Here is a 26839-nt window from a genome sequence, read left to right on the forward strand (position 1 = left end):
TGTTATCCCTTGACGCCGGCCAGCATCACACCGCGCACGATATAGCGCTGGAAGATGAGGAAGACGAGAAGTGTGGGAATGGTGGCAAGGGCAGCCCCGGTCATGATCATCTCCCACTGGATCGCGGCCTCCACGGCAAAGCTCGAAAGCCCGACAGGCAACGTATAGAGCTCGCTCGAAGTGGTGACGATCAGCGGCCAGAAGAAGGCAGTCCAGTTGCCGAGGAAGGTGAAGATGGCAAGCGCCGACAGCGCCGGAGCCACAAGCGGCATGGCGATCTTCCACCAGATCACGAACTCGTTCATGCCGTCGATCCGGGCTGCCTCCATGAAATCATCCGGCACGCCTTCGAAGAACTGGCGCATCAGGAAGGTACCGAACCCGGTCATCATCCCGGGGAACATGATGCCCCAATAGCTGTCGAGCCAGCCAAGATTGGCCGACATCAGATACCACGGGATCACCAGCATTTCCGTCGGGATCATCAGCGTCGACAGGATGGCGATGAAGATGAAACGGCGCCCACGAAAGCGGAATTTGGCCAGCGTGTAGCCGACAAGACTGTCAAAGAACACGTTGGAACAGGTGACGATCGTCGCCACCAGCAATGAGTTGAAGAACCAGCGCCCGAACCCGGTGGAGGTCAGCACCTTCACATAGTTCGAAAATGTCGGGTCCTGCGGGATCAGCCTCAAATCATAGACCTGGCTCGCCGGTTTCAGCGAAGTGGAAAACATGAACAGAAGCGGCGTGATCATGATGACACCGCCGATCAAAAGCAGCGTCCACATCAGTATCCGACCGGGCCGCACCCTCGGGCGAAAGCGCGATACTGCGTCCTTTTGGCGAATATCAGTCATGACTTGTCCCTCAGGATCCAAAGCTGCAGCAGCGATATGACGAGGAGAATGAGAAACAGCACAACGGTCTGCGCGGCCGCGTAGCCCATCTGATAGGAGGAAAAGGCCGACTGATAGATCATCAGCACCAACGGCTTGGTAGTGCCCAGCGGTCCGCCCGGATCATTGGTGGTCATGTTATAGACTTGGTCGAAGATCCGCAGAAAGCCGATGGAGGAGAGTACCACCAGAAACACTGTGGTCGGCTTCAGAAGCGGCAGCGTGATCCTGCGCAAAATGGCCCACTCCCCGAGCCCGTCGATCCGCGCTGCTTCGTAGAAGGTCGTCGGAATGGCACGCAAGCCCGCCATGAAGATGATAATCTGAAAACCGAGCCCAGCCCAGATCGCCGTCACCATGATGGAAGGCAGCGCCTGGGTGGTAGAGCGCAGAAACGGCTGCTGCGGCAGGCCGAAATAGGCCAGAAAATCGTTGATGAGGCCGATCGGGGCCGGCTGATAGAACCAGCGCCAGACCCAGGCCATGGCTGCCGCCGTTGTCAGAAACGGCATGAAATAGAGCGCGCGGATAAAGCCGTGACCGAAACGAACCCGGTCCAGAAAGAAGGCAATGGTGAAGGACAGAAACAGCGAGATCGGCGTTCCGAAAATGAGATAAGCAAAGGTGTTCTTGAACACCTGCCAGAAGTCCGGATCGGCGAACAATTTTGTGTAGTTTTCGAAACCGATGAATTTCGGTGGTCGCATCAGGTTCCAGTCCGTCAGCGACAGCCGGAAGGCGTCGAGGGTCGGGTAGAAACGAATGACACTGTAAAACAGCACAGGCAGCGCCAGAAAGGTCCAGATCCAGGCAAGGCGTTTGGTGTGCATCGAGAAACGGTCGGCAAAGCCGCCGCCTTTGGGGCGGCCGGAAGCCGCCCCATTGGTGTTTTCAACCTGAAGAGACATCGGTCCGATCCGGCTTACATCGCATCATCGATAATGGCTTGTTCGTCAGCGGCCGCTTCCTTGATGCTGTCGGCAGGCGACTGGCCGTTAAGCAGAACCCGGTTGACCATGTCTATGGCGACCTGGCGCTGCGCGGCTTCGTCCACAAACAGCGTGGTATGGGCATAGGCCAGACCCTTCAGGAAGGGACCGTAGATCGGATTGGAGGTGTTTTCGTCGGTCAGCGCCACTGCGCGGCGCGCCGGCAGTTCACCGACCACATCGAGCCAGACGCTCATGGCTTCCGGAGAGGTCAGATAGGTGAGGAATTTCTCGGACGCTTCAAGTTCTTCGCCTTTGACCTTGGCACCGATGCCATTTGCAAAATAGCTCGAATAGTTGGAGCGCATGCCGTCGGCATTGGCCGGCAACTCGGTCACGGCCCATTCGAAATCCTCGATCTGGCTGAAGGAGCCAAGCCGGAACGTGCCGTCGATTGTCATACCGGCCTTGCCCGCACGAAACGCAGCCTGACCTTCATCCATGAAGCCCGCCTGGCCGATTTTCTCTTCAAGCTGCAAATTAGTGTAGAATTCGAGTGCCTCGGTGCCTTCCGGGCTGTCATAGGTCACCTTGCGGTAGTCATCGGTGTAGGGCACGCCGCCGAACTGACGCACCAGAACCTCGCGCCACCACTGGTGGTCCTGCCCGGCCATGTCGAGGGTCATGCCTTCGGTGATCATGTTGCCGGCATCGTCGAACTTGGCAATCGCCTTGCCGGCGGCAACAAGCTCATCCAGCGTCTGCGGCGGGTTTTCCGGATCGAGACCGGCATCTTCGAAAAGCTTCTTGTTATAAAACAGCGCCAGCGAACGCACGGCCGTCGGCAGGCCGTAATACTCACCGTCGCGGCTCATTGCGGTCACGATCGGGAAAAACTCGCTCTCGATCTGCTCATGGGGAAACGCGTCCTGCGGCAGCGGCTGCAACAGGCCGCCGGCGACGAACTTGTCGAGCCAACCATAGAACAATTGCATCACATCCGGCCCCTTGCCAGCCATGTTGGCGGCAACGATGCGGGTCTGGTAGTCCGCATAGGGAAAGGTGACCTGTTTGACAGTGATATCCGGGTTGGCGGCCTCGAAATTCTCGATCAGCTGATCCATCGCGTTGACGCGCGTTTCGTAGATATACTGCCAATATTCGATTTCGACGGCGTTTGCCGAGTTGACTGAGAACATGCTGATGCCGGACATCAGGCCGGCGAGCAGAAGTGCCTTGCGCATTGAAATCTCCACTTCCCCGCAGCGAGCGTTTAGCCGCGTCCGGGGCTTTTTTCTTGTTCCCGAGAGCCGTCTGCCAAAGGCAGCGGCCATTGTTCGCTTCATGCTGGCACCCGCGTCGCGGGGCGCCACCGGGCACCGTTTTTTTCCGGCACCTCTCCAACACGGTCGCGTGACATCGCGGGTTTGTCAATAAGATAATCTAATTGAATTAATATATTGACGGTAGACAGGTCCGGCCCCAGACTGAGACCATCTGAAAGCGAACCGATATGATCGACAAGTCACGCGCGCCATCTGCCATTGGCAACAATCCTGAACGCAACAGGGAGCATAACCGGCGGGTCGTGCTCGATCTGGTGCGTCAGCACGGCATGCTTGGTCGCATGGAGATTGCCCGCCAGACGCATCTGACCGCACAGGCGGTCGCCAACATTGTCGATGACCTCGTCGGCGAAGGCCTGCTGATGGCGACCGGGCGGCGGCGCACCGGGCGCGGCCAGCCGCCCATCCAGTTTGCCGTCAATCCGGAAGGCGCCGCCACCGTCGGCGTCGAAATCGCCACCGACCAGATGGTCGTGACCGTTCTCGATCTCACCGGTGTGCTGCGTTACAAGCGCATCATTCCCCTGTCCGGCACCACGCCGGAGCGCACTCTGCCGGTCTTCAGTCTGGAAGTCGGACGCGCCCGCAAATCCGTGGAAGCGCCGCTTCTCGGTGTCGGCGTGGTGATGCCCGGCCCCTTCGGCATTGAAGGCATGAGTTTCGTTGGGCCGACCACCCTGCCCGGCTGGAACGGCATCGATGTCGAGGCTGAACTCGAGGCAGCCTGCGGAGCCAACGTGACCCTGGAAAACGATGCAGCAGCCGCCGCCGTTGCCGAACGGCTGTTCGGCGCGGGACACGCAATTGCGCATTTCTGCATGCTCTATTTCGGTTCCGGCATCGGGCTTGGCATGATCCAGGATGGCGCGCCCTATCGCGGTGCCTTCGGCAATGCCGGCGAGATCGGTCATGTGCCGCTGGTGCCGTCCGGCAGGCTCTGCCCCTGCGGCCAGCGTGGCTGCCTGGAGCGCTACGCCTCGCTTCACGCGCTGCATGAAAGATTCGACCAGAACGGCAGAAACCGTCCGCAAATATCTGAAATAGAGTCACTTTTCCAAAATGCTGATCCAGTGGTTGAAGAATGGATCGGCGAGGCAGCCTCGCACCTTTCAACCGTCGTCGGTTTGCTTGAAAACATTTTCGATCCGGAAACCATCATTTTCAGCGGCACGTTTTCGGACGTGGTGATGGATGAACTGATCGCACGAATGCCAGCGCTTCCGCCTTCTGTCGCCGCGCGTGCAAATCGCCGGCAACCGCGCGTCATGCGCGGCCAGACGGGCCAGTATACCGCAGCGCTGGGGGCCGCCGCCCTGCCGCTCTTCGAAATCCTGACACCCAAGCTCGAAACATCGCCACCCGACCAGCAGGTGGCCTGACAATACCAACAAACAACGGGGAAACCAGCATGCTCACGTCGCGACAGCGCATCGAACAGGAAAAGGCCTCATCGTCACTCGTCCGTCTCCACCGGGCGCTCTCGCGGCTGAAATCGCCGTTGACGATGATGAACACCGGCGCGCATCCCGATGATGAGCAGTCCGACATGCTCGCCTGGTTCCGCTTCGGATTGGGCATGCGCGTAATCATCGGCTGCTCAACGCGTGGAGAAGGCGGTCAGAATGTGCTGGGGCCAGAGCGCATCGGCGCGCTTGGCGTGCTCAGAACCCGCGAGATGGAAGAGGCCGCCCGCGCGCTGGATGCCGATATCCACTGGCTCGGGCACGGGCCTGACGATCCAGTCCATGATTTCGGCTTCTCGAAGGATGGCGACGCGACCTTTGCGCGCTGGGGCGAGGACCGGATCGTGGAACGCATGGTCCGCGCCTACCGGCGCGAGCGGCCCGATATCGTGATCCCGACATTTCTCGACGTTCCCGGCCAGCACGGCCACCACCGCGCCATGACGCGGGCCGCCGAGACCGCCATTCGCCTTGCCGCCGACGAGACGGCCTATCCGGAGCATTTCGCCGAAGGGCTGAAGCCGTGGCGGGTCGCGAAATACTACCTGCCGGCATGGTCCGGCGGCGGCGGCACCTATGACGACGACCTGCCGCCACCGCCGGCAACCGTGACCGTCGTCTCAGAGGGTCGCGATCCGGCAACTGGCGCGGATTATGGCCGTATCGGCGAATGGTCGCGCTACTACCATGCCTCGCAAGGCATGGGCTGGTGGCCCGAGCGCCCCGACCACGCCTGGGAGCTGCACCTGCTGATCGGTCTCGATGGCGGTGCGCATGAAAATACGATCCTCGACGGCCTGCCAACGACACTCGCAAGCCTGTGCAGCGATGAAGCGACGTCACTTGTCAAACATCTGGTGACTGCCGATGCCGCGATTGCTGCTGCCATCGATGCCTTCCCCGACCGCGAAGCCATCACCCGCAGTCTGATTTCCGCCTCCGGCGAAATTGAAGCCGCAGTCGAGGCCGCCCCCGCCGCCTTTGTGGAGGCTCACGGACACCGGCTTTCCCGAAAGCTTATCGAGATCGACGCTGCCATTCTGGAGACAGAAGCGCTTTTCGAACGTGCCTATGGCGAGGCCGAATGCCTGACACCGGGCGGCTCCACCGTGCTTGCCGTCGTGTTGAGCGAAGACACAAACCGCACCGTCACCGTCAATCCAATCCTGTCTGAAGGTGTCACAGCGTCACCGCCGTCCGAAGAGGCCGGCATCATCCGCTTCACGCTTTCGGCCGCCGCCGATGCTCCGCTTACAGGACAATACCCGCCGCTCTGGTCTTCGCTTGGTGGAAATGCCCCGGTCTCGATCACACTCGAAACCGAAGTCGGGGGCCGGAAAGTAACCGGCCATTTTGATCTGGAGACCGCACTTCCGGTGATTCCTGCACATTCATTGGCGCTCAGCCCGAATGCATTTATTGTTCCTGTACAAAGGCTTGGAACGAATCTTTCGTTCGCTGCCCAAACAGAAGATCCAAACTTAAGAATCAACTTTAGGACGCCTGACGGCTACCAGATCAAAGTGAACGGAGAGCAATGCGCGCTGTCTCTTCCGAAAAAGCCGTTGCCCGGGCTTGTGACCCTGACACCGGAAATTGATGACCAGCCGGCGTACAACGTCACGCCTTTTTTCTACCCTCATATCGGCCGCAATCGCTTCATCAGGCCAGAGGCTCTGAACGTTCTCACCCTCGACCTCACCCTGCCGGAGGGCGCGAAGATCGGCTATGTCGGTGGCGGCGCAGACAATGTCGGACTATCGCTGAAGCGTATGGGACTTGATGTCACCGAGCTCGATCAGGCAGCGCTTTCCGGAGACCTCTCTGGCTTTACCACCATCGTCATCGGCATCTTCGCCTTTGGCACCCGTCCGGACCTCGCCGCTGCCACGGCGAAAATTCACAAATTCGTCGAGGACGGCGGCCATCTGGTGACCCTCTACCACCGCCCTTCCGACGGCTGGACGCCTGAGACAACACCGCCGCTTTACCTGAAGATCGGCACGCCCTCGCTCAGGTGGCGGGTCACCAATCCGAACGCAGATGTCACGGTTCTGGCACCGGAGCACCCGCTTCTGAATGGCCCGAACACGATCACGGCGGAAGACTGGTCCGGCTGGCACAAGGAGCGCGGACTGTATTTTGCCGCCGACTGGGATGCCGCCTATCAACCGCTTCTGGCCATGCATGATGCCGATGAGAAGCCGCTCAAGGGTGCGCTGGTTTCGGCCAGGTTCGGCAAGGGGCGCCACACCCACACAAGCCTTGTTCTCCATCACCAGATGGACCGGCTCATCCCCGGTGCGTTCCGGCTCATGGCGAACCTGGTGCAGCCGGCATGACACGGTGAGCAGCGAAGACACCGCACCGGACGAAAAGAACACCGCTGGACAAGGCATTGCCTGGCTTCTTGCCGATATGACACTGGTGACCTTCATGAGCGCGCTGGTGAAGGCCAACAGCGTCGCCTATCCGGCGATCCAGCTCGTCTTCATCCGCGCTCTGATCGGCCTTGTCTTCATTCTTCCGATGATCGTGAAGAACCGCGCAGCCCTGAAGACGACGCGCTATCCGCTGCGCAATGCCTTCCGCGTCACCTGCAACGCCATCGCGCTCACTTCGAATTTCCTGGCCTTCGCCATGCTGCCGCTGGTGATGGTCAATGCGCTCGGTTTCACCCGGCCGCTGGTGACAATGGGGCTTGCCGCATTACTGCTGGGCGAACGTGTCGGCCGCCTGCGCTGGCTGGGCGCGGCCATTGCCTTCGGCGGCGCGCTGATCATCATCTCTCCCGATGAGATCGATCTCAATCCCGGCCTTCTGGTTGTGATTGCCAGCATCGTCTTCGGCGCGTTGGCGACGATCCAGACGCGGCGGCTTGCAGACGAAAGCACGATCGTGATGATGACATTCTATACCATCGGCCTCGTTCTCATCACCGGCATCCCCGCGGGTCTGGTGTGGCAACCCGTACCGCTTTCCCACTGGCCGGTTCTGGCCCTGATCGGTCTTCTGGCGCAGGCGGGGCAGTATTGCTGGCTCAAGGCCTATCAGAAAAGCGATGCCAGCATGCTCGCTCCGTTTGGCTATCTCTCGGTATTCTTTGCCGCAGCCGCCGGTTTCTTCTTTTTCGGCGAGGTCCCCCCGCCCCGCATCTTCCTCGGCGTTGCCGTCATTCTCATTGCATTGCAGGGCACGCGCTTTATCGAGGCGTGGCGCAACAAATGAAAAATGCCCGCGCTTTCGCACGGGCATCTCAAATCTCAAACAGAAACGGCAGCGCTCAGGCGTAGGCGGCCACGCGACCGGCTTTCGCTGCTTCACCGACGACGCGGGCCGTCTGCTTTGCCAGAACGATTTCCTCGTCCGTCGGAATGACGCGTACTTCAACGCGGCTTTCCGGGCAGGAAATGATCTCCTCACTGGCATTGTTGGCATCGTCATCGAGCTGAACGCCCAGCCAGCCGAGACGGTCGCAGATCATCTTGCGGATAACCGGAGAGTTCTCACCGATGCCGGCGCTGAAGACCAGCGATTCCATGCCTTCCATTGTGGCAACCATGATCGAAAGCTCACGGCACGCACGGAAGACAAACAGGTCGATTGCCTTTTTGGCATTCGGATCATCGCTGTCCATCAGCACACGCAGATCGCTTGAAATGCCGGAAACACCGAGCAGGCCAGACTTATACCAGAGCATGTCCTTGATATCAGCCGGCGACATATTTTCAGCTTCCATCAAGGTTAGAACCAACCCTGGGTCAACCGTGCCGGAACGTGTCCCCATCATCAGACCACCAAGCGGCGTCATCCCCATAGTCGTATCAACGGCCTTGCCATTGCGCATGGCGCACATGGACGAACCACTGCCAAGATGGGCAACGACGGTGCGCTTCTTCACCAGATAATCAGAGACCTCGCGCAGACGATCGGCAATGTAGGTGTAGGACAGGCCGTGGAAGCCGAAACGGCGATAGCCCTTGGCCTCATATTCCAGCGGGATCGGATAACGCGCAGCGCGCTCGTCGATATTGACGTGGAAGGCCGTGTCGAAGCATGCGACCTGCGGGAGGTCAGGACGGATGCGCCGGAAGAGTTTGATCGACGCGAGATTGGCCGGCTGGTGCAGCGGGCCCATGGGGATCAGCGTTTCGAGGTAAGAGACGATTTCGTCGTCGAGAAGAACCGGCTCGGCGAAGCGGCCACCGCCGTGGAGAACCCTGTGCCCGACCGCCTGCAGCGGGCTGTTTGCGGTATAGGGCTTGATAACGCCAAAAATGCGCTCAAGCATGTCTTCCTGCATGTGCGCGCTGATTTCGAGGTCGATATTGCAGATTTCCTTGCCGCCGGCTTCCTTGACCACAAGGCGAGGGTTTTCGTTCACGCCGTCAAACTGACCACGCAGAACAAGAGAAAAATCATCACCCTCGACTTCATAAAGACGGAATTTGAGGCTGGATGATCCGGCATTCAATGCCAGTATTGTGCCATTCATAATCGCTATCCAGAAATGGTGTGCGCACCGCCCTGGGAGTGGCGGTGCGCAGGCTTCAGTTTTTGGATCAGCCCTTGGGATAGGGCCATTTCCAATCGAGAATCTCCGGCATGTCTTGACCATGCACACGGATATAATCGTGATGTTCGGCACGCTTTTCCTTGAGATAGTTCAAAGCGGCCGCACCTCTTTCACCAAATCCACCGGCACGTTCGATCGCATCCATGGCGAGATGGAAACGGTCGAGGCGGTTCTGGACAACCATATCGAATGGCGTTGTCGTCGTTCCCTCTTCAACATACCCACGAACGTGGATGTTGTTGTGGTTGTGACGGCGATAGGCCAGGCGGTGAATGAGCCAGGGATAACCATGATAGGCGAAGATAACCGGCTTGTTGTCGGTGAACAACTCGTCGAAGTCGGCATCACGCAGACCATGCGGATGTTCTTCCTTCGGCTGCAGGGCCATCAGGTCAACAACGTTGACAACCTTGACCTTCAGTTCCGGCAGCTTCTGGCGAAGAAGATCGACAGCGGCCATCATTTCCAGGGTCGGCACGTCACCGGCCGAGGCCATGACAACATCGGGCTGTTCGCCTTCCGGCACGTTGCTGGCCCACTTCCATTCGCCAAGACCAGTGTCGCAATGCACGACTGCTTCCTCGATCGAAAGCCACTGCGGCTGCGGCTGCTTGCCGGCAACGATAACGTTGACGCGGTTGTAGGTGCGCAGAATGTGGTCACCGACAACCAGAAGCGTGTTGGCATCCGGCGGGAAATATGTGCGAACGACGTCTGCCTTCTTGTTGACGACGTGGTCGATGAAGCCCGGATCCTGATGGCTGAAGCCGTTGTGGTCCTGACGCCATACATGCGAGGTCAGAAGGTAGTTCAGCGACGAGATCGGCTTGCGCCAACCAATATGCTGCGTGGTCTTCAGCCATTTGGCGTGCTGGTTGAACATCGAGTCGATGATGTGGATGAAAGCTTCATAGCACGAGAACAGACCGTGGCGTCCCGTCAGCAGGTAACCTTCCAGCCAACCCTGGCACAGATGCTCGCTGAGCACTTCCATGACCCGGCCATCGCGAGCGACGCCTTCGTCATATTCGAGAATGTCAGCCATCCATACGCGGTCGGTCACTTCGAACACATCCTGCAGGCGGTTCGATGCTGTTTCGTCGGGGCCCACCAAGCGGAAGTTACGCTCTTCAGCATTGAGCTTCATGACTTCGCGCAGCAGCATGCCGAGACGTTTCGTCGCCGAGGTCATCACTTCGCCGGGCTGCTTGACGTCCACCGCAAGTTCGCGGAAGTCGGGCATCTTCAGTTCCTTGCGCAGGATACCGCCATTGGTGTGCGGGTTGGCGCTCATGCGCAGGTCGCCTTCAGGCGCAAGCGCCTTCAGTTCGGGAACCAGCTTGCCGTTTTCGTCAAACAGCTTTTCGGGGGCATAGCTCTTCAGCCAGTCTTCGAGCTGGCTGCGGTGATCGGCGTTTTCACGCGCTGCCGAAATCGGAACCTGGTGCGAACGCCAGAAGTCTTCGACCTTCTTGTTGTCGACGAATTTCGGACCGGTCCAGCCCTTGGGGCTGCGGAGGATGATCATCGGCCAGCGCGGCATTTCGTAGACCGTGCCTTCAGCGCGGGCTTCAGCCTGGATTTCACGGATGCGCGTGTAGCACTCTTCCATGACCTCGGCCATGCGCTGGTGCATGTATTCCGGATCATCGCCTTCAACGTAGAAGGGCTGATAGCCGTAACCCTGGAACAGGTCGGTCAGGTCCTTCTTGCTCATCCGGGCCATCAGGGTCGGATTTGCGATCTTGTAGCCGTTGAGATGAAGGATCGGCAGAACGGCGCCGTCGTTGATCGGGTTCAGGAACTTGTTCGAATGCCACGAAGCGGCCAACGGGCCGGTTTCGGCTTCACCGTCGCCAACAACGCAGGCAACGATCAGGTCAGGATTGTCGTAAGCAGCACCGAAGGCGTGGACAAGCGCGTAACCAAGCTCGCCACCTTCATGGATCGATCCGGGCGTTTCCGGTGCAACGTGACTCGGAATGCCGCCAGGGAACGAAAACTGCTTGAACAGCTTCTGCATACCGTCTTCGTCTTCCGTGATCTCCGGATAGACTTCGGTGTAGGTGCCGTCGAGATAGGCGTTGGCGACCAGACCGGGACCGCCATGGCCGGGACCGCAGATATAAATCGTGCTTGCGTCAAATTTCTTGATAACGCGGTTCAGGTGCACATAGATGAAGTTGAGGCCCGGCGTCGTGCCCCAGTGGCCGAGAAGGCGAGGCTTGACGTCTTCTTCTGCGAGAGGCTCCTTCAGCAGGGGGTTGTCCATAAGATAAATCTGACCAACCGACAGGTAGTTGGACGCCTGCCAGTATCTATTCATCAGATCCAGTTCTTCGGGCCCCAGAATATTCTGGGTGCTATCAGGCGTGATCTGTTCCATGTCGACTCCCTTTTCGAAATCAAATTGGCGTTTAAATCGATTTGTTATATCCCTCAGACCCGTTTCGCATCACATGACCTAAATCAACCGGAAGGCTTCGTAGGAAATTTTCGACCGAACGAGTCGTGGAGTTTAACGGCTTCAGCGAAACGCAAAGACACGTTTCTGAACACGACATAACAGTTGTTTCAGCACTTTCAACGACTTGACGTTTGCAAACTTTTGTGGCGCGATTTTACAACGTTAACCGTGACAGACTTTTGGCGATATGTAAAAAAATCAGGAAATTCGTTTCGCGCCGCAAATAAGTGCCCGCTACTCGACGGCGGGCCGCCAATCTGGCATTTCCAAGACAAAATCCACCGACCCTTCCGGTGAGAGACTAAACTGAAACTCGCCGGCAACATAGCCCCGGCCAACCTTCCGGTTTGAACAACCATGTCCGACACCAGCAATTCACCCAAACCCATCCACGTCATTGGCGGCGGCCTTGCCGGCTCCGAAGCCGCATGGCAGATCGCCAGCCGCGACATTCCTGTGATCCTGCATGAAATGCGTGGCGTGCGCGAGACCGCGGCTCACAAGACCGACGGCCTTGCCGAGCTTGTCTGCTCCAACTCATTCCGCTCCGATGACGCAACGAGCAATGCTGTCGGCGTCATCCATGCCGAAATGCGCCTGGCGAACTCGCTTATCATGGCCTGCGCGGATGCCCATCAGGTGCCGGCGGGCGGCGCATTGGCAGTGGACCGCGGTGGCTTTTCCGATGCTGTCACCGAAAAGCTTGTCGCCCATCCGATGATTACAATCGTGCGCGAGGAAATCACCGCACTGCCGCCGGAAGACTGGGACCAGGCCATCATCGCCACCGGCCCGCTGACGGCCCCTGCCCTTGCCGAAGCCATCAGCGCCAGAACAGGCAAGGAGGCCCTCGCCTTCTTCGATGCCATCGCACCGATCGTCTACCGCGACACGATCGACATGGATATCTGCTGGTACCAGTCGCGCTATGACAAGGTTGGCCCTGGCGGCACAGGCAAGGATTACATCAACTGCCCGATGGACGAGACAGAATACAACGCCTTCATTGATGCGCTGATTGCCGGTGATAAGACCGATTTCAAGGAATGGGAAGGCACACCCTATTTCGACGGCTGCCTGCCGATCGAAGTCATGGCGGAGCGCGGGCGCGAAACCCTGCGGCACGGGCCGATGAAGCCGATGGGCCTCACCAATGCCCACAAGCCGGATATCAAGGCCTATGCGGTGGTGCAGCTACGCCAGGACAACGCGCTCGGCACGCTTTACAATATGGTCGGCTTCCAGACCAAGCTGCGCTACGGCTCGCAGAAGGACGTGCTGAAGATGATCCCCGGTCTTCAGGATGCGGAATTTGCCCGCCTCGGTGGCCTTCACCGCAACACTTATCTGAACGCGCCGACGCTGCTCGACGGAACACTTGCGCTCAAAGGGCGGTCAGGGCTGCGGTTTGCCGGTCAGATCACCGGTTGCGAAGGTTATGTCGAAAGCGCCAGCATCGGCCTACTCGCCGGGCGATTCGCGGCGGCAGAGCGGCTTGGACAGCCCCCGGTCATCCCGCCATCCGAAACCGCACTCGGTTCCCTGCTCGGCCATGTCACCGGTGGACACCTGTCGCATGAAGAAGAAGGCGGAAAGCGTTCCTTCCAGCCGATGAACATCAATTTCGGCCTGTTTCCCGAGCTGGAACCCGGTGCGCTGATCGATCCGGAGACCGGAAAGCGCCCACGCGGAAAGGCCAAATCATCGGTGAAGAAGCAGCTTGTTGCAAAGCGGGCTCTGGAGGCCTGCAAGGCGTGGGTCGACGCCTGATACCAAGGATCATGTCAGCGGGCGTTCAGCATCCAGGTTGAAACGTCCGCGGCATCCTGTTCGCTGCGGAAATAGTAGTTTCCGCTGAAGAAATCGTTTTCGGGAAAATCCACCTGCAGACCGTTTGCTTCCGGCAGCGCGCGCAAGCGGTAGTCGCTCTGCTGGACGACGATAGCCTGCCCCTTCCCGCGGCGGGAGCGGTACATGCCGACCTTGCCATCGGCCAATCTCAGGAAAAATGTTTCAATTTCCTTATCACCAATGACGGAGGCCACCCGATCATCGGGGTAGCTGCGGCCAAACTCGCGGCGCGCCCAGCCATTGGCCTCGTCGACCGAAACCTCAGTCGGCGTTCTCTGTGCTTTGGCACGCCCGAAATAGTAAAATAATACCATGGCGACGAACACAGCTCCGACAAGCCACACCCACGTTTCCATTCGCCACCTTCCTCTCCTAATGCAGCATTCATGTCAGCGATCCCGAACGATTAAAGCAGGAGGGTAGATTTTGAATAATCTGCCGCCGAAGCAGTCTCGGGTCCTGTGCTCGGGCGAAACGATACAGGTCAAAACTTACGAAACAGCAAAGAGCGCATCATCAACAATTGCCTCTTCCACTGGGAAGGACGGATCGACCCGGCGAGCGCAGTTTCGCCCAAAGCCTCGGCTTTTACAAGAATGCTCTCACAGGCTGACACTGGCAGGAACGCCGGCAGAAGCGATTTGGCAACCGGCCCATCGGCCCGGAACTTCGACAAATGAGATCGCCCGAATGAAGCGAAAGCCCTGATCGCGTTGCCGACTCGCGTCGTGTCGTTCCCAATAAGGAAGCTCTCCCGCTCCAGACCGGTGGCCGAGAGAATTTCAGCCGGGATGAACACCTGGCCGGCGGCCCTGTGGCGCGGCAGCAGCAGCAGTGTTCCTGCAACCGCCTGCGCCACGCCGGCATGCCCCGCCGCATTGGCAAAACGCCGCGCCGCGTCGGCGTCCAGAACCAAGCTTGCGAGTTGAATGAGCGCCGAAGCTGTCTCTCCGGCATAACCCTCAAAGTCCGAAATCGTGCCCATCGGATCGTCGTAAAGATCGAAAATCCGCGCCTCTGTCATCCGGATCAGCGGGTCGAGTGGCAGTCGGAAGCGATCTATTGTTTGCAGAAGTGCGGCAGCCGACGGGTTCGCCTCGGTCGAGCCATGGCCCGAACCTTCCAGGAGATCGCGCCAGTATTGCAGCCTTACTTCGCCCGGCAGTGGCTCGCTGACACGTTCACGCACCCGGGCAAGTTCGGCACTGAATAGATAAAGCGCTGCAAGCGCGCCGCGCTTTCCGGCAGGCGAGAGCAGTGCGGCCAGATAACGGTCGCGGTCGGCCTCACGCAGTTCGGCCAGCAGCATTTCTTCGTTATCGGTGCGATCCGCCACGATACATGCTCCCGTTTTTTTCAGGCCGTTTCCGAGATGTTTTCAAACGGCGATCAAGGCCGCAGCAACCGCGCGTGATTCGCCAAGCAGGATATTGTAGGTCCTGACAGCCGCGCCCGTATTCATCGGATCGGCGACGATCTTCTTCGCACGCAAAGCCTCACGTAACGGCTTCGGCAGGATCACCATCTCGGTACCGGTCCCAACCAGCAGGACCTCGATTTCATCCGCCTCCGCCAGCACCCGTTCAAAAGCCACAGCCGCCATGTCTTCCGGCGAGGTCACATCCCAGCCATGGATGCCCGACGGCAAGCACAGCAGAGACCCGCGATGCGACATATCTGCAAAGCGGAACCCGCCATTGCCATAGGTGTCGATCGGCGCCTTTCCCGGGAAGTGCGCCTCGCGGATCTCGATGCCACGCGCCATCAGCTTAGCCCCTGTCACCGAACCGCGTTCTTCCGGCGCGTCTTTCTCTTTGTCCTTCTTCTGGAAGGTATCAGAGCGCAGCTTGAAAGCGATCAGGATGGGTGCCGCGATATAGATCGACGAATAGGTCCCGATTGCCACGCCGAACAGCATCGCAAAGGTGAAAGAACGAATCACCTCGCCACCAAAGAGATAGAGTGCGGCAAGCGCCAGCATGGTCGTCAGCGCGGTCAGAATGGTACGCGACAGTGTGTGGTTGATCGAGATGTCGAGCAATTCCGGCAGCGGCATCTTCTGATACCGCCTCAGGTTCTCGCGCACACGGTCATAGACCACAACGGTATCGTTCAGCGAATAGCCGACAATGGTTAGTACCGCGGCAATACTGGTGAGATTGAACTCGACCCCCGTCAACACGAAGATGCCGATGGTCAGCAGCACGTCGTGCGCAGTAGCGATAATCGCGCCGACGGCAAACTGCCACTCGAACCGGAACCAGATATAGATCAGGATCGCGATCAGCGAAGCCAGAACCCCGATCGTGGCCGAACGCGAAAGCTCACCGGAAACAACCGGTCCAACGACTTCGACCCGGACAAAATTATAGCTGCTGTCGAGCGCGGTGCGGATCTTGGAGATCGCGCTCTGCTCGGCATTCGCGCCCCCGTCCTGCGCCGGAACGCGGATCAGCACGTCCTTATCGGTGCCAAAGCCCTGCGCCTGAACGGCACCAAGGTTCAGCCCGTTCAGGTCGGTACGGATCTGACCGATGTCAGCAGGCCCAGATTTCGATTCAACCTGCACGACAGAACCGCCGGTGAAGTCGATGCCGAGGTTCATCCCGTGTGTTCCGAACCCGACGACAGATGCGACGACAAGAACAGCCGATGCGATGAACGAGATCTTCCGGAAATTCATGAAGGAGAAGTTGATACCGTCGAACATACCCGTGCGGATGCCCTTCGGCAGTTCCTTCGGACGTCGGCGGCGCACCCACTCGGAGATCATGAAGCGCGTCAGGAAGAACGCACTGAAGATCGTCGTCAGGATACCGATGGCAAGCGTGATGGCAAAGCCGCGAACCGGGCCAGAGCCCAGGAAGAACAGAATCACAGCCGCGATCAGTGTCGTCAGGTTGGCGTCGATGATCGTGGCGAATGCACGCCGGAAGCCGGCATCAACCGCCTGAACCACGTTGCGGCCATTGCGCCGCCGCTCCTCACGGATACGCTCATAGATCAAAACATTGGAGTCGACCGCCATACCGATGGTCAGCACGATACCGGCAATGCCCGGGAGCGTCAGCGTTGCGCCGATGACACTCAAAAGCGCGATCAGCATGACAATATTGAAGAACAGCGCGATGTTCGCGACCAGCCCGAACATGCCGTAAAATGCGAGCATGAACACGACCACCAGTGCCGCACCAATGACCGAGGCGAGAACACCGGCGCGGATGGAGTCGGCGCCGAGGCTTGGTCCGACCGTGCGTTCTTCAACCACGGTCAGCGTGGCCGGCAATGCACCGGCGCGCAGCAGCACAGCAAGGTCATTTGCGCCCTGCACCGTGAAATTGCCGGAGATTTGGCCGGAACCGCCCAGGATCGGCTCGTTGATCACCGGAGCGGACACGATCTGGTCGTCGAGCACGATGGCGAAGGGACGGCCGACATTCTGCTGTGTGGCCTGGGCGAAACGCTGTGCGCCGCGCGAGATCGAAGCGGAAATTGACGACCGGCTCATTGGTGCGCTGGTCAAAGGCGGCCTTCGCGTCGACCAGGTCCTCGCCGGAAATCAACGCGCGCTTCTCGATCACGTAGGGAACCGGCGGATCATCCATCGTATAGAGTATTTCGTCGCCCGCCGGTGGTCTGCCCTCGATTGCATCTCGCGGGTTAACCGACGTATCGACCATGTGGAAGGTCAGCTTCGCGGTTCTGTTTAGCAGAGCCTTGAGGCGCTGCGGGTCGTCAAGACCGGGAACCTGAACGATAATGCGGTCGTCGCCCTGACGCTGGATCAGCGGTTCGGTGGTGCCGAGTTCGTCGACACGGCGGCGGATGACCTCAATCGACTGCTGTACGGCTGAACGCATGCGGTAATCGACACCGGCATCGGAAAGCCAAAGCTGCAGCAGACCATTTCCGTCATCGGAGATGGTCACTTCCTGAAAGGTGCCGCCATTCAGTGTGCCGGCATTGATATATTCCGTAAGCGGCTGGAGCGCCTCTTCGGCGGCGACATACTGGTCGGGGTCGCTGATGCGAACCTGCGCGGTCTGTCCCGAACCGGAAAGGCCGGTGTAGCGCACCTGCGCCTCTCGCAGATCGGCGCGTACGTCATCGACCAGCGTGTTCATGCGGTCAGTGACGATATCGGTGCGGTCGACCTGGAGCATGATGTAGGACCCGCCCTGAAGGTCGAGCCCCAGGGTGACCTTGCTGTCTGGCATCCATCCCGGAAGCTTCGCCAGTTGCTGGTCGCTCAAGAGATTGGGCGTAGCGATTACCACTCCCAGCGCCACAACAAGCCAGATGAATATGGTCTTCCAACGGGAAAAATACAGCATGGAGGTCTCGGTTCGTCGGTTTTCACGAAGCAGGCGACACCCTTCGGGTATCGCCCTACATGTTTGTCAGCCAATCAACCGGGACGGTCGGTTCCGGTTGCGCGTATAACAGTTAGACCGGCCAATATCGCCTTTTCAGGGCGAAACAGGCCGGCGGCACTGGCTTCAGCTCTTCGGCTTGGCGTCCTCGGTCTTGACCGGCTCGCCCTTGACGCGAACATCGGACACATGGCTGCGCATGGCCCGGATGCGGACGCCTTCGGCAATCTCGACTTCCAGTTCGCTGTCGTCGATCACCTTTGTGACCTTGCCGACGATACCGCCGCCTGTGACCACCTGGTCGCCACGACGAATGGCGGAAAGCGTTTCCTGGCGCTTCTTGGCCTGGCGGCGCTGCGGACGGATCAACAGGAAGTACCAGATCGCCATCAGCGGCACGAACAGGAAGATCATCTCGAGACCCGATCCCATCGCGCCTGAACCGCCCGCTGCCTGGGCGTAAGCCGTGCTAAACATGTCGTACAAAACTCCTCAAAGCATAAACGAGGCCTAAGCCCCTCGGATGTGTCGCCGGTATATAGTCGGAGGCCAGTTCAATGCAACAATAGCCGCAAAAACAAGGGGTCTTTTTGGGGGGAAGCGATCATTTTACCATCATTTCGACCTTGCAACGGCAACAAAAAGCGAAAAGCTGTGGTTCGAACCGCCTGCTTATCGAATTCACGGGAGTGCAAATTGGGCAAGAAATCCACAGAGGCGCTGATCGCCGAAGTCAAACGACTGGCCGACGCGCTGGAGCGCATGGGGCCGGCGCCGTCGCGCAAGAACGATCTCGATGCAGCGGACTGTTTTGTCTGGAAGCCGGAGGAGCGCTATCTCTCGCCCGTCGACACCCCAAGCCGTGTGGACCTCTCGCTGATCCGCGGGGTCGACCATGTGCGCGACATTCTCCATGAAAACACGCTGCGTTTTGCTGAGGGCTTTCCTGCAAACAATGCGCTTTTATGGGGCGCGCGTGGCATGGGGAAATCGTCACTGGTCAAGGCGATCCATGCCGGGATCGCGGAGAACCCGGCCCTCAAGCTGAAACTGGTGGAGCTTTATCGTGAAGACATCAGCTCGCTTGGCGATCTTCTCGATATCCTCAAGACCTCACAGTACCGGTTCCTGCTGTTCACCGACGATCTGTCCTTCGATCACGACGATGCCGCCTACAAATCACTGAAGGCGGCGCTGGACGGCGGCGTCGAGGGCCGGCCGGAAAATGTGCTGCTCTATGCGACATCAAACCGCCGCCACCTGATGCCGCGCGACATGATCGAAAACGAGCGCTCGACCGCCATCAACCCGTCCGAAGCGACCGAGGAAAAGGTCTCGCTGTCAGACCGCTTCGGCCTCTGGCTCGGCTTCCACAAATGCAGCCAGGACGACTATCTCGCCATGATCGACGGCTATGCGGCCCATTTCGAACTGGATGGGGAGAAGGAAAAGCTGCATGCCGAGGCTCTGACATGGGCCACTACACGTGGCGGCCGCTCAGGCCGCGTCGCATGGCAATTCGTTCAGGACATCGCCGGGCGTCAGCGCAAACACCTGAAACTGTGAGGTGGGCAGGTCAACCAAGCCTGCCCGGATCTCTGCTCAGCCATTGAGATAAGGCATCGGGTCGACGGCCTTGGTGTTATCGCGAACCTCGAAATGCACCATCGGCCGTGTCGCCTTGCCGGTCATGCCCGATGTGGCAATCGTCTGGCCGCGCTGAATGCTGTCGCCACGCTTGACCTTGAGTTCCTCCGCATAGCCGTAGACGGTCACACGGCCATCGTCATGGCGGATAAGGATGGCATTGCCGTAATCAGAAAGCCCGTCATCGGCATAGACCACGACACCGTTTTCAGCGGCCTTGATCGGCGTGCCCTGCGGCACTGAAATATCGATGCCTTCGCTGATTTCGTCGCCATAAGGCTGGCCGAAGCCAACAACGACCGCACCGCTGACCGGCCAACGATAGGCCGCAATGCCGGTGCCTTCGGGCACGACCTCGCCTGCATCGCTGCGCACGGCCACTTCCTCGACGACGACTTCCTTTTCCACCGCCGGCGGCTGATAGGGCTTCGGGCTGTCCGAGGCCGCTGTCTGCTGTTGCGGCGCCTGCTGCTGGCCGACCTGAACCGGCGTCACAGGCTGCGCCGGCGACGCACCGGCGACCGGAACCTGCAACTTTTGACCGATCCGGATGTTCGAAGATGTCAGTCCATTGGCAGCTTTGAGCAGATCAACTGTCACGCCACTCGCCTTGGCGATTGTGTAGAGGCTGTCTCCGCTCTTGACGGTATAGACGTTACCACCAGACGGCGACCGGTCGTCGCTGCTTTGACCGGCAGCGGAAGACGCGGTGCTGCTGCCAGTGGTACCGACATTCTGTCGATCGCGGCTGCTCGGCGTGCTCGGCAGGACCGCAACACGCTGATCGGGCGTACCAGCCGGGGCCGGGGCCGGGGCTGAGGGCGGAAGCCCCTGAGCCCGGGCCGTGGCCTTTGCTGCCGAGGACTGGCTCGAAACCAGCGGCACGATCAGGACCTGGCCGGGACGCACCTGGGAGGCGCTCGTCAGCCCGTTAAGCCTCAGAATATCCTGTTCCGACGCGCCATTGCGCGCAGCAAAGGCGGAAAGGGATCTCGTCCGAGCGCATCATCACACGCTGGGTTGCAACATCCTGGGTGCGTGACGGCAAGTTGCTCGGCGCGCCGACCGAAGTCTGCTGCTGGCTGTATGTTGCCGACGGATTAACAGGCTGGGATACTGCCGCGATCTGGACGGGCGCCGCCGGCGACGGCAGGCTGCCGTTCTGCACGGCGACGGGTGTCGTCGCCATGCGCGCACCTGAACCGGCTGTTGTTGCGGTATTGATCGGCTGGCGACTGACGACAGCCGAACCGGCATTCTGCGAAGGCAGTGTCTGATAGCCTCCGCTTCCGACATTTTCCGGCGGCACCATCTGCTGGTACTGCGGAACACCGGCAACCGATCCTGTCGTCATTGTATCGGGGCTGTTGCCGAGCCGTGCGCTCTGCGAACTGCAGCTTGCGGCCATCACCGCCAACGCCGAAACAAACAGAATTCGTTGTGTTGCCTTGCCGCCTTCCGGCACACCTGAAATACGCATGAACCGACCCTGTACGCTTGAACTCTTTACTGCACCGTTTTTAACCCTATCAGAGTTACCGTGCGGTTAAGGGCCGGGCAGCAATGCCGAAAATCAGTTCAACGGGGGTCGATGAAACGCGATCCAGACGGGCGTTTTCCTTTATGCGCACGGGTATCGCGCCCCACATTACAGCGCTTTCGAAAGACCGCGCTCCACAGCCAGATAAGGCACCTCAAACAGGTCCTGCCGTTCAAATCGGCTACCGATTCGCGTCATCCGCACCATCAGCGGCGGTGCGCCTTCGCGGATCAACGGCGCCATGATGACACCGTTGGACACCAACTGCTCGACCCGGGCACGCGGAATTTCCGGCAGAGCCACCGTATAAAAGATCCGGTCGAAAGTCCCCTCCCCGCTTAACCCTTCGCGCCCGTCGGCACTGGCGTACAACCACGCTCTTGAGCGCCAGATCGGCCATACGCTTGCGGGCAAGGTCAGCAAGGGTGCGGTAGCGCTCCACCGTGAGCACACGCTCGGCAATCCGCCCCATGATCGCGGCCGTGTAGCCGGAACCGGTCCCGACCTCAAGAACACGCTGTCCGGGTTTGACCTTCAGGATATCGATCAGACGGATGGCAAGATCAGCGCCCTCCATGAAGGTGCCGCACTCGATCGGGATAGACCGGCCGGAATAGGCATAGGGCGACATATGGGAGGGTGTGAAACCTGAGCGCGGTGTCGCCTCAACAGCCGACAGAAGATCGAGATTGGTGACACCGCTCGCCCTTAACCGCATCACCAGCGCGGCAAACCCCTCACGTTCCTGAAGCTTCGTCGCCACCATATGTCCTCGTCATTCACGCAAGCGCTTCGGCGATCCTGTCGCGAACCACATGATCGGTCAAGTCGAGCTTCAAGGGGGTGACCGACACATGGTTCTGGCCAACAGCATTCAGGTCGCTGTCCTGCGCAAAAGTGCTCAGCCGCTCGCGGAACGTCAGCCAGTAGTAAGGCAAACCGCGGCCATCGGTGCGCTTTTCAACAGAAAGCCCGGATTCGAGCTTACCCTGCTCGGTAACCCGCACACCCTTGACCTCGTCGGGTGCACAGCAAGGGAAATTAACGTTGAAAAACGTGCCTTCCGGCAATTCCAGCGGCAAAAGCTTGCGAGATCAGCGGCAGCGTGTGGTGTTCGGCCACTTCCCAGGGGAAATACCGGCCGTTGTCATAGCGTCCGGACTGGCTGATCGCAATCGAGCGTACGCCCTGAAGCGTTCCCTCGATTGCGGCGGCGATCGTGCCGGAATAGGTGACATCATCAGCCATGTTTGCGCCGGAATTGATACCCGAGAGGATAAGGTCCGGGGCTTCCGGCAGCACCTCGCGTATTGCCATGATGACGCAATCGGTCGGCGTGCCACGCAGGGCAAACTGTTTTTCGCCCGTCTGGCGGAGACGAAGCGGCTCAGAAAGCGTCAGCGAGTGGGCAAGGCCACTCTGGTCGGTTTCCGGCGCGACGGTCCAGACATCGTCGGAAAGCTCGGCCGCGATCTTCTGGAGCACGGCAAGTCCCGGCCCGTGAATGCCGTCGTCATTAGTCAGCAGAATACGCATGGTCGTCGCTTATCCTTCAGCATCGATTCTGGTTTTGCCGCCCATATATGGGACGAGCACTTCGGGGATTGTCACTGAACCATCCTCGTTCAGGTAGTTTTCGACAACGGCAATCAGCGCACGCCCTACGGCAACGCCCGAGCCGTTAAGCGTATGTACGAAACGCGTGGCCTTTTCGTCTTTCGGACGATAGCGCGCATTCATGCGGCGCGCCTGAAAATCACCGCAAACAGAACAGGACGAGAATCTCGCGATAGGTGTCCTGCCCGGGAAGCCAGACTTCGATGTCATAGGTCTTGCGGGCACCAAAGCCCATATCGCCGGTCGAAAGCTTCACAACGCGATAATGCAGACCGAGCGCCTGCAGCACATCCTCGGCAGCCGACGTCATACGCTCCAGTTCATCAAGCGAGCTTTCGGCATCGGTGATCGACACCATCTCGCATTTCAAGAACTGGTGCTGACGCAGCATGCCGCGGGTATCGCGCCCGGCCGACCCGGCTTCCGAGCGAAAACAGTAGGTCAGCGCGGAGTAGCGCAGCGGCAGCGTTTCAGCAGGCAGAATATCGCCAGCGACAAGATTGGTGAGTGGAACTTCTGCCGTCGGGATCATCCACCGATCCTCAGACGCCTTAAACAGGTCATCGGCAAATTTGGGCAACTGGCCGGTGCCATAAAGGGCGGCATCGCGCACCAGAAGCGGCGGGCTGACTTCCAGGTAGCCGTGCTTTTCCGTGTGCATGTCGATCATGAACTGGCCCAACGCCCGCTCAAGCCGCGCAAATGCCCCGGTCAGCACGGTAAAGCGCGATCCCGAAAGCTTGGCTGCGCGCTCGAAATCCATCCCGCCAAGGGCTTCGCCGATTTCGAAATGTTCTTTCGGCGCATGGCTCCAACTCGGCTTCTGCCCCCATTTGCGGATTTCGACATTGTCGTCCTCATCCTTGCCAACGGGGACGTCTTCAAGCGGAATATTGGGAACACCGGAAAGCAGTTCGTCGAGCGCCGCGGTTGCGACCCTCTCCTCTTCCTCAAGCGACGGCATTTCAGTTTTGATCCCGGCGACCTCAGCCTTCAGCTTTTCAGCAAGCGCCGTGTCCTTCTTGCCCATCGCCGCGCCGATTTCTTTCGACGCGGTGTTGCGGCGGGACTGCATTTCCTGCAGGCGCTGCAGAACGGACCGGCGCTTCTCGTCAAGTCCGACGATTTGAGCCGCAAGCGGTGCGGCACCGCGCGTCGCAAGCGCTTTGTCCAGCGCTTCGGGGTTTTCGCGAGATCCATTTGATATCAAGCATCGTTCCTGCTTTCCCATGAAGAAAAAAGGCCGCTGACGCTTGAACGTCAGCGGCCCTCTTGTGCCCAACTCATATGAAAAGCGCAAGCCACGCTTTGATGATATCGGCTAAACCTCGTCTTCGGAGGACTTTGTCTCTTCGTCGTCTTTGGTCTCGTCTTCGGCCTCATCCTTGCGCCGGCGCTCGACCAGCTTGGCGGCATAGATCGCGACCTCGTAGAGAAGCACGGTCGGCAATGCCAGTCCCAGTTGGGACAGCGGATCGGGCGGGGTCAGAACGGCAGCGATGATGAAGGCGATGACGATGGCGAACTTGCGCTGCTTGGCAAGCCAGGCCGCAGTGACAAGCCCTGCCCGAGACAGAAGCGTGGTAACCACCGGCAGCTGGAACACCAGCCCGAAAGCCAGCACCAGAGACATGATCAGGCTCAGATATTCCGAGACCTTGGGCAGCAGCGAAATTGCCACCTCGCCGCCCTCGGGTGCCTGCTGCATGCCGAGGAAGAACATCATCACGACGGGAATCAGGAAGAAATAGACGATTGCGCCGCCAGTCACGAACAGGATCGGAGATGCCACAAGGAAAGGCAGAAAAGCCGACCTTTCGTTCCTGTAAAGCCCGGGTGCGACAAAGCTATAGACCTGGAAGGCGATGACAGGGAAGGCCAGAAGCAGGCCGCCGAACAGCGAGATCTTGATCTGGGTGAAGAAGAATTCCTGCGGGGCCGTGTAGATCAGCTGCATTTTGTCCGGGTCGAGACCCGACCAGATGACCGCCCATTTATAGGGAAGCACCAGAAGGTTGAACAGGTCCTTCGCGAAAGCGAAACAGAGCAGAAAACCGGCGAAAAAGGCAGCCAGCGACCAAACCAGCCTTTTGCGCAGTTCAATCAGGTGCTCGACAAGCGGCTGCGGCTTGTCACTGATATCGTTTTCGACGCTCATCGGTCGTTCCTCCGTCCGCCGGAGCGTCCCTTGGTGCCCTTCGTCGGACGCGATGTTCCCCTGTAGCCGGGACGGCGGCTGATCAGCCCGTCATCCTGCCGCTTGGATACAAGCTCAGCAGAGGGCTCTTCTTCCTTGCGGACGGCCTTCTGGAAGACGTTTTCCGGCGTAAAGGCCGGCTGGTTGCCGGGCGTCGGATAGGAGGACTTGGGCAGATCCGGCTTGTCGGTCTTCGTTTTCGGCTTGTTTTCCAGCGCAGTCGCGTTTTTCAGATCGGACTGGAGATCGCGCGCTGTATCGCGCAGAGGATTGACGGCATCACGCAACTGGTTGGCGGGATTGAGCTTCCTCACATCCCGTATGGCGGAGGAAACGTCCTCCATATCCGCCTCTTTCAACGCGTCATCCATCTGAGAACGGAAATCGGAAGCCATGCGCCGCATCTTGGTCATGGTCTTGCCGAAGGTTCTCAGGACATGCGGAAGCTCCCTCGGGCCGACGACGACGACCAAAACGATCGCCACGACCAGAAGCTCCGTCCAGCCAATATCAAGCATTCACATTCTCCTGCAGGCAGCCCTGACGGCCGCCCGGCGCCGTGTCAGCCCTGCTTGGTCTTTTCGTCTGCCCTGTGCTCGACGGTTTTGTCGTCCGTGTCAGCCGGCTTTTCGTCCTCGTCGGAAATGCCCTTTTTGAAGCTCTTGATGCCCTTTGCGACATCGCCCATCAATTCGGGGATCTTGCCACGGCCGAACAGCAAGACGACAATCGCAAGAATGATCAGCAACTGCCAGATACCGAGATTACCCATGGCCTATTCTCCTGTTACCACTTTGTCTCAGGTGTAGGATGTTTGTGGTTATTTTTCAAACATCAAAATCGCGTCATCGGCAACAATCAGGAAAACCCGGCTTATACCTTCGGCCAGCACGCCCGCGCCGACGCTGGCCTGAACCACCTCACCACCGGCCTCCAGCTTCAGCGTCAAATGCTCCGAAGTCCCGAGATAGCGGCGATCCAGTACCGTTGCGGCCACAGATTCCGGCTGCTCTGCGGTGGCGACACGAATGTCGCTGAAACGCACCGCAAGTGCGACGTCGCCGTCCTTCATTTTTTCCGGAGTACGGCGTACACCAAAAGGTGTAGCGACACTTCCGTCGTGGGCGACAGTCTCGAACCTGTTAATCTCGGAAAAGAAAGACGCTGCGAACACGCTGTTCGGCCGGGTAAAAAGATCGCGTGCGCTGCCCGCCTGCACCAGCGTTCCGTCTTTCAGAAGCGCAATCTGGTCTGCCATACCCATCGCCTCTTCCGGATCATGGGTCACGATCACGACCGTCGCGCCGGTTTCGCGCAGGACCGCGAGCGTGTCCGCCCGCACCTGATCTTTCAGGCGCGAATCGAGGCCGGAAAACGGCTCGTCCATCAACAGCACTGAAGGCCGGGGCGCCACCGCGCGAGCAAGAGCAACGCGCTGCTGCTCACCACCTGAGAGCATATGCGGATATTTACCCTCGTATCCGGCGAGGCCAACACGCGCCAGCGCTTCAGCTGCAGCGGCCTGCCGCGCCGGCTTGGGAAAATTGGTGAGCCCGAAGGCGACATTCGCTGCAACCGTCATGTGCGGAAAAAGCGCGAAGTCCTGAAACATCAGGCCAATACCGCGCCGCTCGGGCTCCAGAAAGGTAGAAGGACCGCTAACCTCGATATCATTGATCAGCAACCGCCCGCCGCGCGGCACTTCAAGGCCCGCTGCAATTCTCAAAAGTGTGCTTTTGCCAGAGCCGGAAGGCCCAAGCAGACAAAGGACCCTGCCGGGATAAGCCGTCAGCGAAACATCGCGCACAATGTCACGGCTACCGTAACCATGGCGGATATTTTCGAAACGCAAACGAGCGGCAGTGCCGCTTAAGCCCAGATTGCGCGCCGCAAGGTTCATCGTCGCTCCAGCTTCTCGTCGCCCGGCCCAGTCC

20 protein-coding genes and 4 pseudogenes are annotated in these 26839 nt (G+C 59.3%); 5 read left to right on the forward strand and 19 right to left on the reverse strand.

Annotated elements, in window-relative coordinates; genetic code table 11:
- Nucleotides 1-2: 2 nt before the first annotated feature.
- The 3 genes from AC0L7L_RS09345 to AC0L7L_RS09355 are packed head-to-tail and all read right to left on the reverse strand — an operon-like array spanning nucleotide 3 to nucleotide 3072.
- Entirely contained in the window at nucleotides 3-860 is an 858-nt protein-coding gene (locus AC0L7L_RS09345; protein WP_473513541.1) for a carbohydrate ABC transporter permease, read from the reverse strand.
- On the reverse strand, nucleotides 857-1807 hold the full coding sequence (locus AC0L7L_RS09350) for a carbohydrate ABC transporter permease (protein ID WP_272211588.1): 951 nt from the start codon (nucleotides 1805-1807) through the stop codon (nucleotides 857-859). Before AC0L7L_RS09350 ends, AC0L7L_RS09345 begins: the two co-directional genes overlap by 4 nt.
- A gap of 14 nt (nucleotides 1808-1821) precedes the next feature.
- Nucleotides 1822-3072 (reverse strand): extracellular solute-binding protein, encoded by a 1251-nt coding sequence (locus AC0L7L_RS09355; protein ID WP_473513543.1) that lies wholly within the window; start codon nucleotides 3070-3072, stop codon nucleotides 1822-1824.
- 269 nt (nucleotides 3073-3341) lie between these two features.
- Between AC0L7L_RS09355 and AC0L7L_RS09360 the strand changes: the two genes are divergently transcribed.
- Genes AC0L7L_RS09360 through AC0L7L_RS09370 form a run of 3 tightly spaced genes read left to right on the forward strand, consistent with a single transcriptional unit; the run spans nucleotide 3342 to nucleotide 7865 of the window.
- On the forward strand, nucleotides 3342-4553 hold the full coding sequence (locus AC0L7L_RS09360; protein ID WP_473513545.1) for an ROK family protein: 1212 nt from the start codon (nucleotides 3342-3344) through the stop codon (nucleotides 4551-4553).
- Between the two features lie 29 nt (nucleotides 4554-4582).
- Entirely contained in the window at nucleotides 4583-6979 is a 2397-nt protein-coding gene (locus AC0L7L_RS09365; protein WP_473513547.1) for a PIG-L family deacetylase, read from the forward strand.
- Between the two features lie 4 nt (nucleotides 6980-6983).
- On the forward strand, nucleotides 6984-7865 hold the full coding sequence (locus tag AC0L7L_RS09370) for a DMT family transporter (protein ID WP_473513549.1): 882 nt from the start codon (nucleotides 6984-6986) through the stop codon (nucleotides 7863-7865).
- A 55-nt stretch (nucleotides 7866-7920) separates the two neighbouring features.
- On the opposite strand, the gene AC0L7L_RS09375 is transcribed toward AC0L7L_RS09370, so the two are convergent.
- Both AC0L7L_RS09375 and AC0L7L_RS09380 read right to left on the reverse strand, forming a co-directional pair.
- A complete protein-coding gene (locus AC0L7L_RS09375) occupies nucleotides 7921-9132 on the reverse strand; it encodes an acetate/propionate family kinase (RefSeq protein ID WP_272211596.1) in 1212 nt (403 codons plus the stop codon).
- A 67-nt stretch (nucleotides 9133-9199) separates the two neighbouring features.
- The gene (locus AC0L7L_RS09380; protein WP_473513551.1) at nucleotides 9200-11599 is read right to left on the reverse strand and encodes a phosphoketolase family protein; all 2400 of its coding nucleotides are present in this window, start codon (nucleotides 11597-11599) and stop codon (nucleotides 9200-9202) included.
- A gap of 438 nt (nucleotides 11600-12037) precedes the next feature.
- On the opposite strand from AC0L7L_RS09380, the gene trmFO reads away from it, so the two are divergent.
- Nucleotides 12038-13450 (forward strand): methylenetetrahydrofolate--tRNA-(uracil(54)-C(5))-methyltransferase (FADH(2)-oxidizing) TrmFO, encoded by a 1413-nt coding sequence (gene trmFO / locus AC0L7L_RS09385; RefSeq protein ID WP_272211599.1) that lies wholly within the window; start codon nucleotides 12038-12040, stop codon nucleotides 13448-13450.
- 14 nt (nucleotides 13451-13464) lie between these two features.
- Here trmFO and AC0L7L_RS09390 read toward each other — a convergent pair whose 3' ends face one another.
- From AC0L7L_RS09390 to yajC, 5 genes and pseudogenes are all read right to left on the reverse strand, one after another.
- Nucleotides 13465-13887 (reverse strand): hypothetical protein, encoded by a 423-nt coding sequence (locus AC0L7L_RS09390; RefSeq protein ID WP_473513554.1) that lies wholly within the window; start codon nucleotides 13885-13887, stop codon nucleotides 13465-13467.
- A 128-nt stretch (nucleotides 13888-14015) separates the two neighbouring features.
- Nucleotides 14016-14840, reverse strand: a complete 825-nt coding sequence (locus tag AC0L7L_RS09395) for a phytoene/squalene synthase family protein (RefSeq protein ID WP_473513851.1) — start codon at nucleotides 14838-14840, stop codon at nucleotides 14016-14018.
- A 69-nt stretch (nucleotides 14841-14909) separates the two neighbouring features.
- Entirely contained in the window at nucleotides 14910-15296 is a 387-nt protein-coding gene (locus AC0L7L_RS09400) for an Mth938-like domain-containing protein (RefSeq protein ID WP_473513853.1), read from the reverse strand.
- Nucleotides 15297-15299: 3 nt separating this feature from the next.
- Nucleotides 15300-17865, reverse strand: a pseudogene (gene secDF, locus AC0L7L_RS09405) (protein translocase subunit SecDF); the annotation flags it as partial.
- 165 nt (nucleotides 17866-18030) lie between these two features.
- Nucleotides 18031-18381 (reverse strand): preprotein translocase subunit YajC, encoded by a 351-nt coding sequence (gene yajC, locus AC0L7L_RS09410; protein WP_272211605.1) that lies wholly within the window; start codon nucleotides 18379-18381, stop codon nucleotides 18031-18033.
- 219 nt (nucleotides 18382-18600) lie between these two features.
- On the opposite strand from yajC, the gene AC0L7L_RS09415 reads away from it, so the two are divergent.
- Nucleotides 18601-19470 (forward strand): ATP-binding protein, encoded by an 870-nt coding sequence (locus AC0L7L_RS09415; RefSeq protein WP_473513556.1) that lies wholly within the window; start codon nucleotides 18601-18603, stop codon nucleotides 19468-19470.
- Between the two features lie 36 nt (nucleotides 19471-19506).
- On the opposite strand, the gene AC0L7L_RS09420 is transcribed toward AC0L7L_RS09415, so the two are convergent.
- The 9 genes and pseudogenes from AC0L7L_RS09420 to AC0L7L_RS09460 all read right to left on the reverse strand — a co-directional run bounded on the left by AC0L7L_RS09420 (nucleotide 19507) and on the right by AC0L7L_RS09460 (nucleotide 26805).
- Complete coding sequence (locus AC0L7L_RS09420; protein ID WP_473513558.1) at nucleotides 19507-20460, reverse strand: peptidoglycan DD-metalloendopeptidase family protein; 954 nt, start codon at nucleotides 20458-20460, stop codon at nucleotides 19507-19509.
- 22 nt (nucleotides 20461-20482) lie between these two features.
- A complete protein-coding gene (locus tag AC0L7L_RS09425; protein WP_473513560.1) occupies nucleotides 20483-21031 on the reverse strand; it encodes a hypothetical protein in 549 nt (182 codons plus the stop codon).
- A gap of 168 nt (nucleotides 21032-21199) precedes the next feature.
- Nucleotides 21200-21854: pseudogene (locus AC0L7L_RS09430) on the reverse strand (protein-L-isoaspartate(D-aspartate) O-methyltransferase).
- A gap of 16 nt (nucleotides 21855-21870) precedes the next feature.
- Nucleotides 21871-22627, reverse strand: a pseudogene (gene surE, locus AC0L7L_RS09435) (5'/3'-nucleotidase SurE).
- 9 nt (nucleotides 22628-22636) lie between these two features.
- A pseudogene (serS, locus tag AC0L7L_RS09440) lies at nucleotides 22637-23922 on the reverse strand (serine--tRNA ligase).
- A 107-nt stretch (nucleotides 23923-24029) separates the two neighbouring features.
- Entirely contained in the window at nucleotides 24030-24866 is an 837-nt protein-coding gene (gene tatC / locus AC0L7L_RS09445; protein ID WP_272211612.1) for a twin-arginine translocase subunit TatC, read from the reverse strand.
- On the reverse strand, nucleotides 24863-25423 hold the full coding sequence (gene tatB / locus AC0L7L_RS09450) for a Sec-independent protein translocase protein TatB (RefSeq protein ID WP_473513562.1): 561 nt from the start codon (nucleotides 25421-25423) through the stop codon (nucleotides 24863-24865). The genes tatC and tatB overlap by 4 nt, the downstream gene beginning before the upstream one ends.
- 44 nt (nucleotides 25424-25467) lie before the next feature.
- Nucleotides 25468-25677 carry a twin-arginine translocase TatA/TatE family subunit gene (locus tag AC0L7L_RS09455; RefSeq protein WP_272211614.1) on the reverse strand — a complete coding sequence of 70 codons (210 nt, stop codon included), beginning with the start codon at nucleotides 25675-25677 and terminating at the stop codon, nucleotides 25468-25470.
- 48 nt (nucleotides 25678-25725) lie between these two features.
- A complete protein-coding gene (locus AC0L7L_RS09460; protein WP_473513565.1) occupies nucleotides 25726-26805 on the reverse strand; it encodes an ABC transporter ATP-binding protein in 1080 nt (359 codons plus the stop codon).
- Nucleotides 26806-26839 lie beyond the last annotated feature (34 nt).

It is taken from the genome of Martelella sp. K41-7, assembly GCF_055808365.1.

What these genes read in the sequence shown, in the direction of transcription:
- AC0L7L_RS09345 (WP_473513541.1), bottom strand. Translation starts at nt 860, where the DNA reads ATGACTGATATTCGCCAAAAGGACGCAGTATCGCGCTTTCGCCCGAGG.
- AC0L7L_RS09350 (WP_272211588.1), bottom strand. Translation starts at nt 1,807, where the DNA reads ATGTCTCTTCAGGTTGAAAACACCAATGGGGCGGCTTCCGGCCGCCCC.
- AC0L7L_RS09355 (WP_473513543.1), bottom strand. Translation starts at nt 3,072, where the DNA reads ATGCGCAAGGCACTTCTGCTCGCCGGCCTGATGTCCGGCATCAGCATG.
- AC0L7L_RS09360 (WP_473513545.1), top strand. Translation starts at nt 3,342, where the DNA reads ATGATCGACAAGTCACGCGCGCCATCTGCCATTGGCAACAATCCTGAA.
- AC0L7L_RS09365 (WP_473513547.1), top strand. Translation starts at nt 4,583, where the DNA reads ATGCTCACGTCGCGACAGCGCATCGAACAGGAAAAGGCCTCATCGTCA.
- AC0L7L_RS09375 (WP_272211596.1), bottom strand. Translation starts at nt 9,132, where the DNA reads ATGAATGGCACAATACTGGCATTGAATGCCGGATCATCCAGCCTCAAA.
- AC0L7L_RS09380 (WP_473513551.1), bottom strand. Translation starts at nt 11,599, where the DNA reads ATGGAACAGATCACGCCTGATAGCACCCAGAATATTCTGGGGCCCGAA.
- trmFO (WP_272211599.1), top strand. Translation starts at nt 12,038, where the DNA reads ATGTCCGACACCAGCAATTCACCCAAACCCATCCACGTCATTGGCGGC.
- AC0L7L_RS09390 (WP_473513554.1), bottom strand. Translation starts at nt 13,887, where the DNA reads ATGGAAACGTGGGTGTGGCTTGTCGGAGCTGTGTTCGTCGCCATGGTA.
- AC0L7L_RS09395 (WP_473513851.1), bottom strand. Translation starts at nt 14,840, where the DNA reads ATGCTGCTGGCCGAACTGCGTGAGGCCGACCGCGACCGTTATCTGGCC.
- AC0L7L_RS09400 (WP_473513853.1), bottom strand. Translation starts at nt 15,296, where the DNA reads ATGGCGCGTGGCATCGAGATCCGCGAGGCGCACTTCCCGGGAAAGGCG.
- yajC (WP_272211605.1), bottom strand. Translation starts at nt 18,381, where the DNA reads ATGTTTAGCACGGCTTACGCCCAGGCAGCGGGCGGTTCAGGCGCGATG.
- AC0L7L_RS09425 (WP_473513560.1), bottom strand. Translation starts at nt 21,031, where the DNA reads ATGCGTATTTCAGGTGTGCCGGAAGGCGGCAAGGCAACACAACGAATT.
- tatC (WP_272211612.1), bottom strand. Translation starts at nt 24,866, where the DNA reads ATGAGCGTCGAAAACGATATCAGTGACAAGCCGCAGCCGCTTGTCGAG.
- tatB (WP_473513562.1), bottom strand. Translation starts at nt 25,423, where the DNA reads ATGCTTGATATTGGCTGGACGGAGCTTCTGGTCGTGGCGATCGTTTTG.
- AC0L7L_RS09455 (WP_272211614.1), bottom strand. Translation starts at nt 25,677, where the DNA reads ATGGGTAATCTCGGTATCTGGCAGTTGCTGATCATTCTTGCGATTGTC.
- AC0L7L_RS09460 (WP_473513565.1), bottom strand. Translation starts at nt 26,805, where the DNA reads ATGAACCTTGCGGCGCGCAATCTGGGCTTAAGCGGCACTGCCGCTCGT.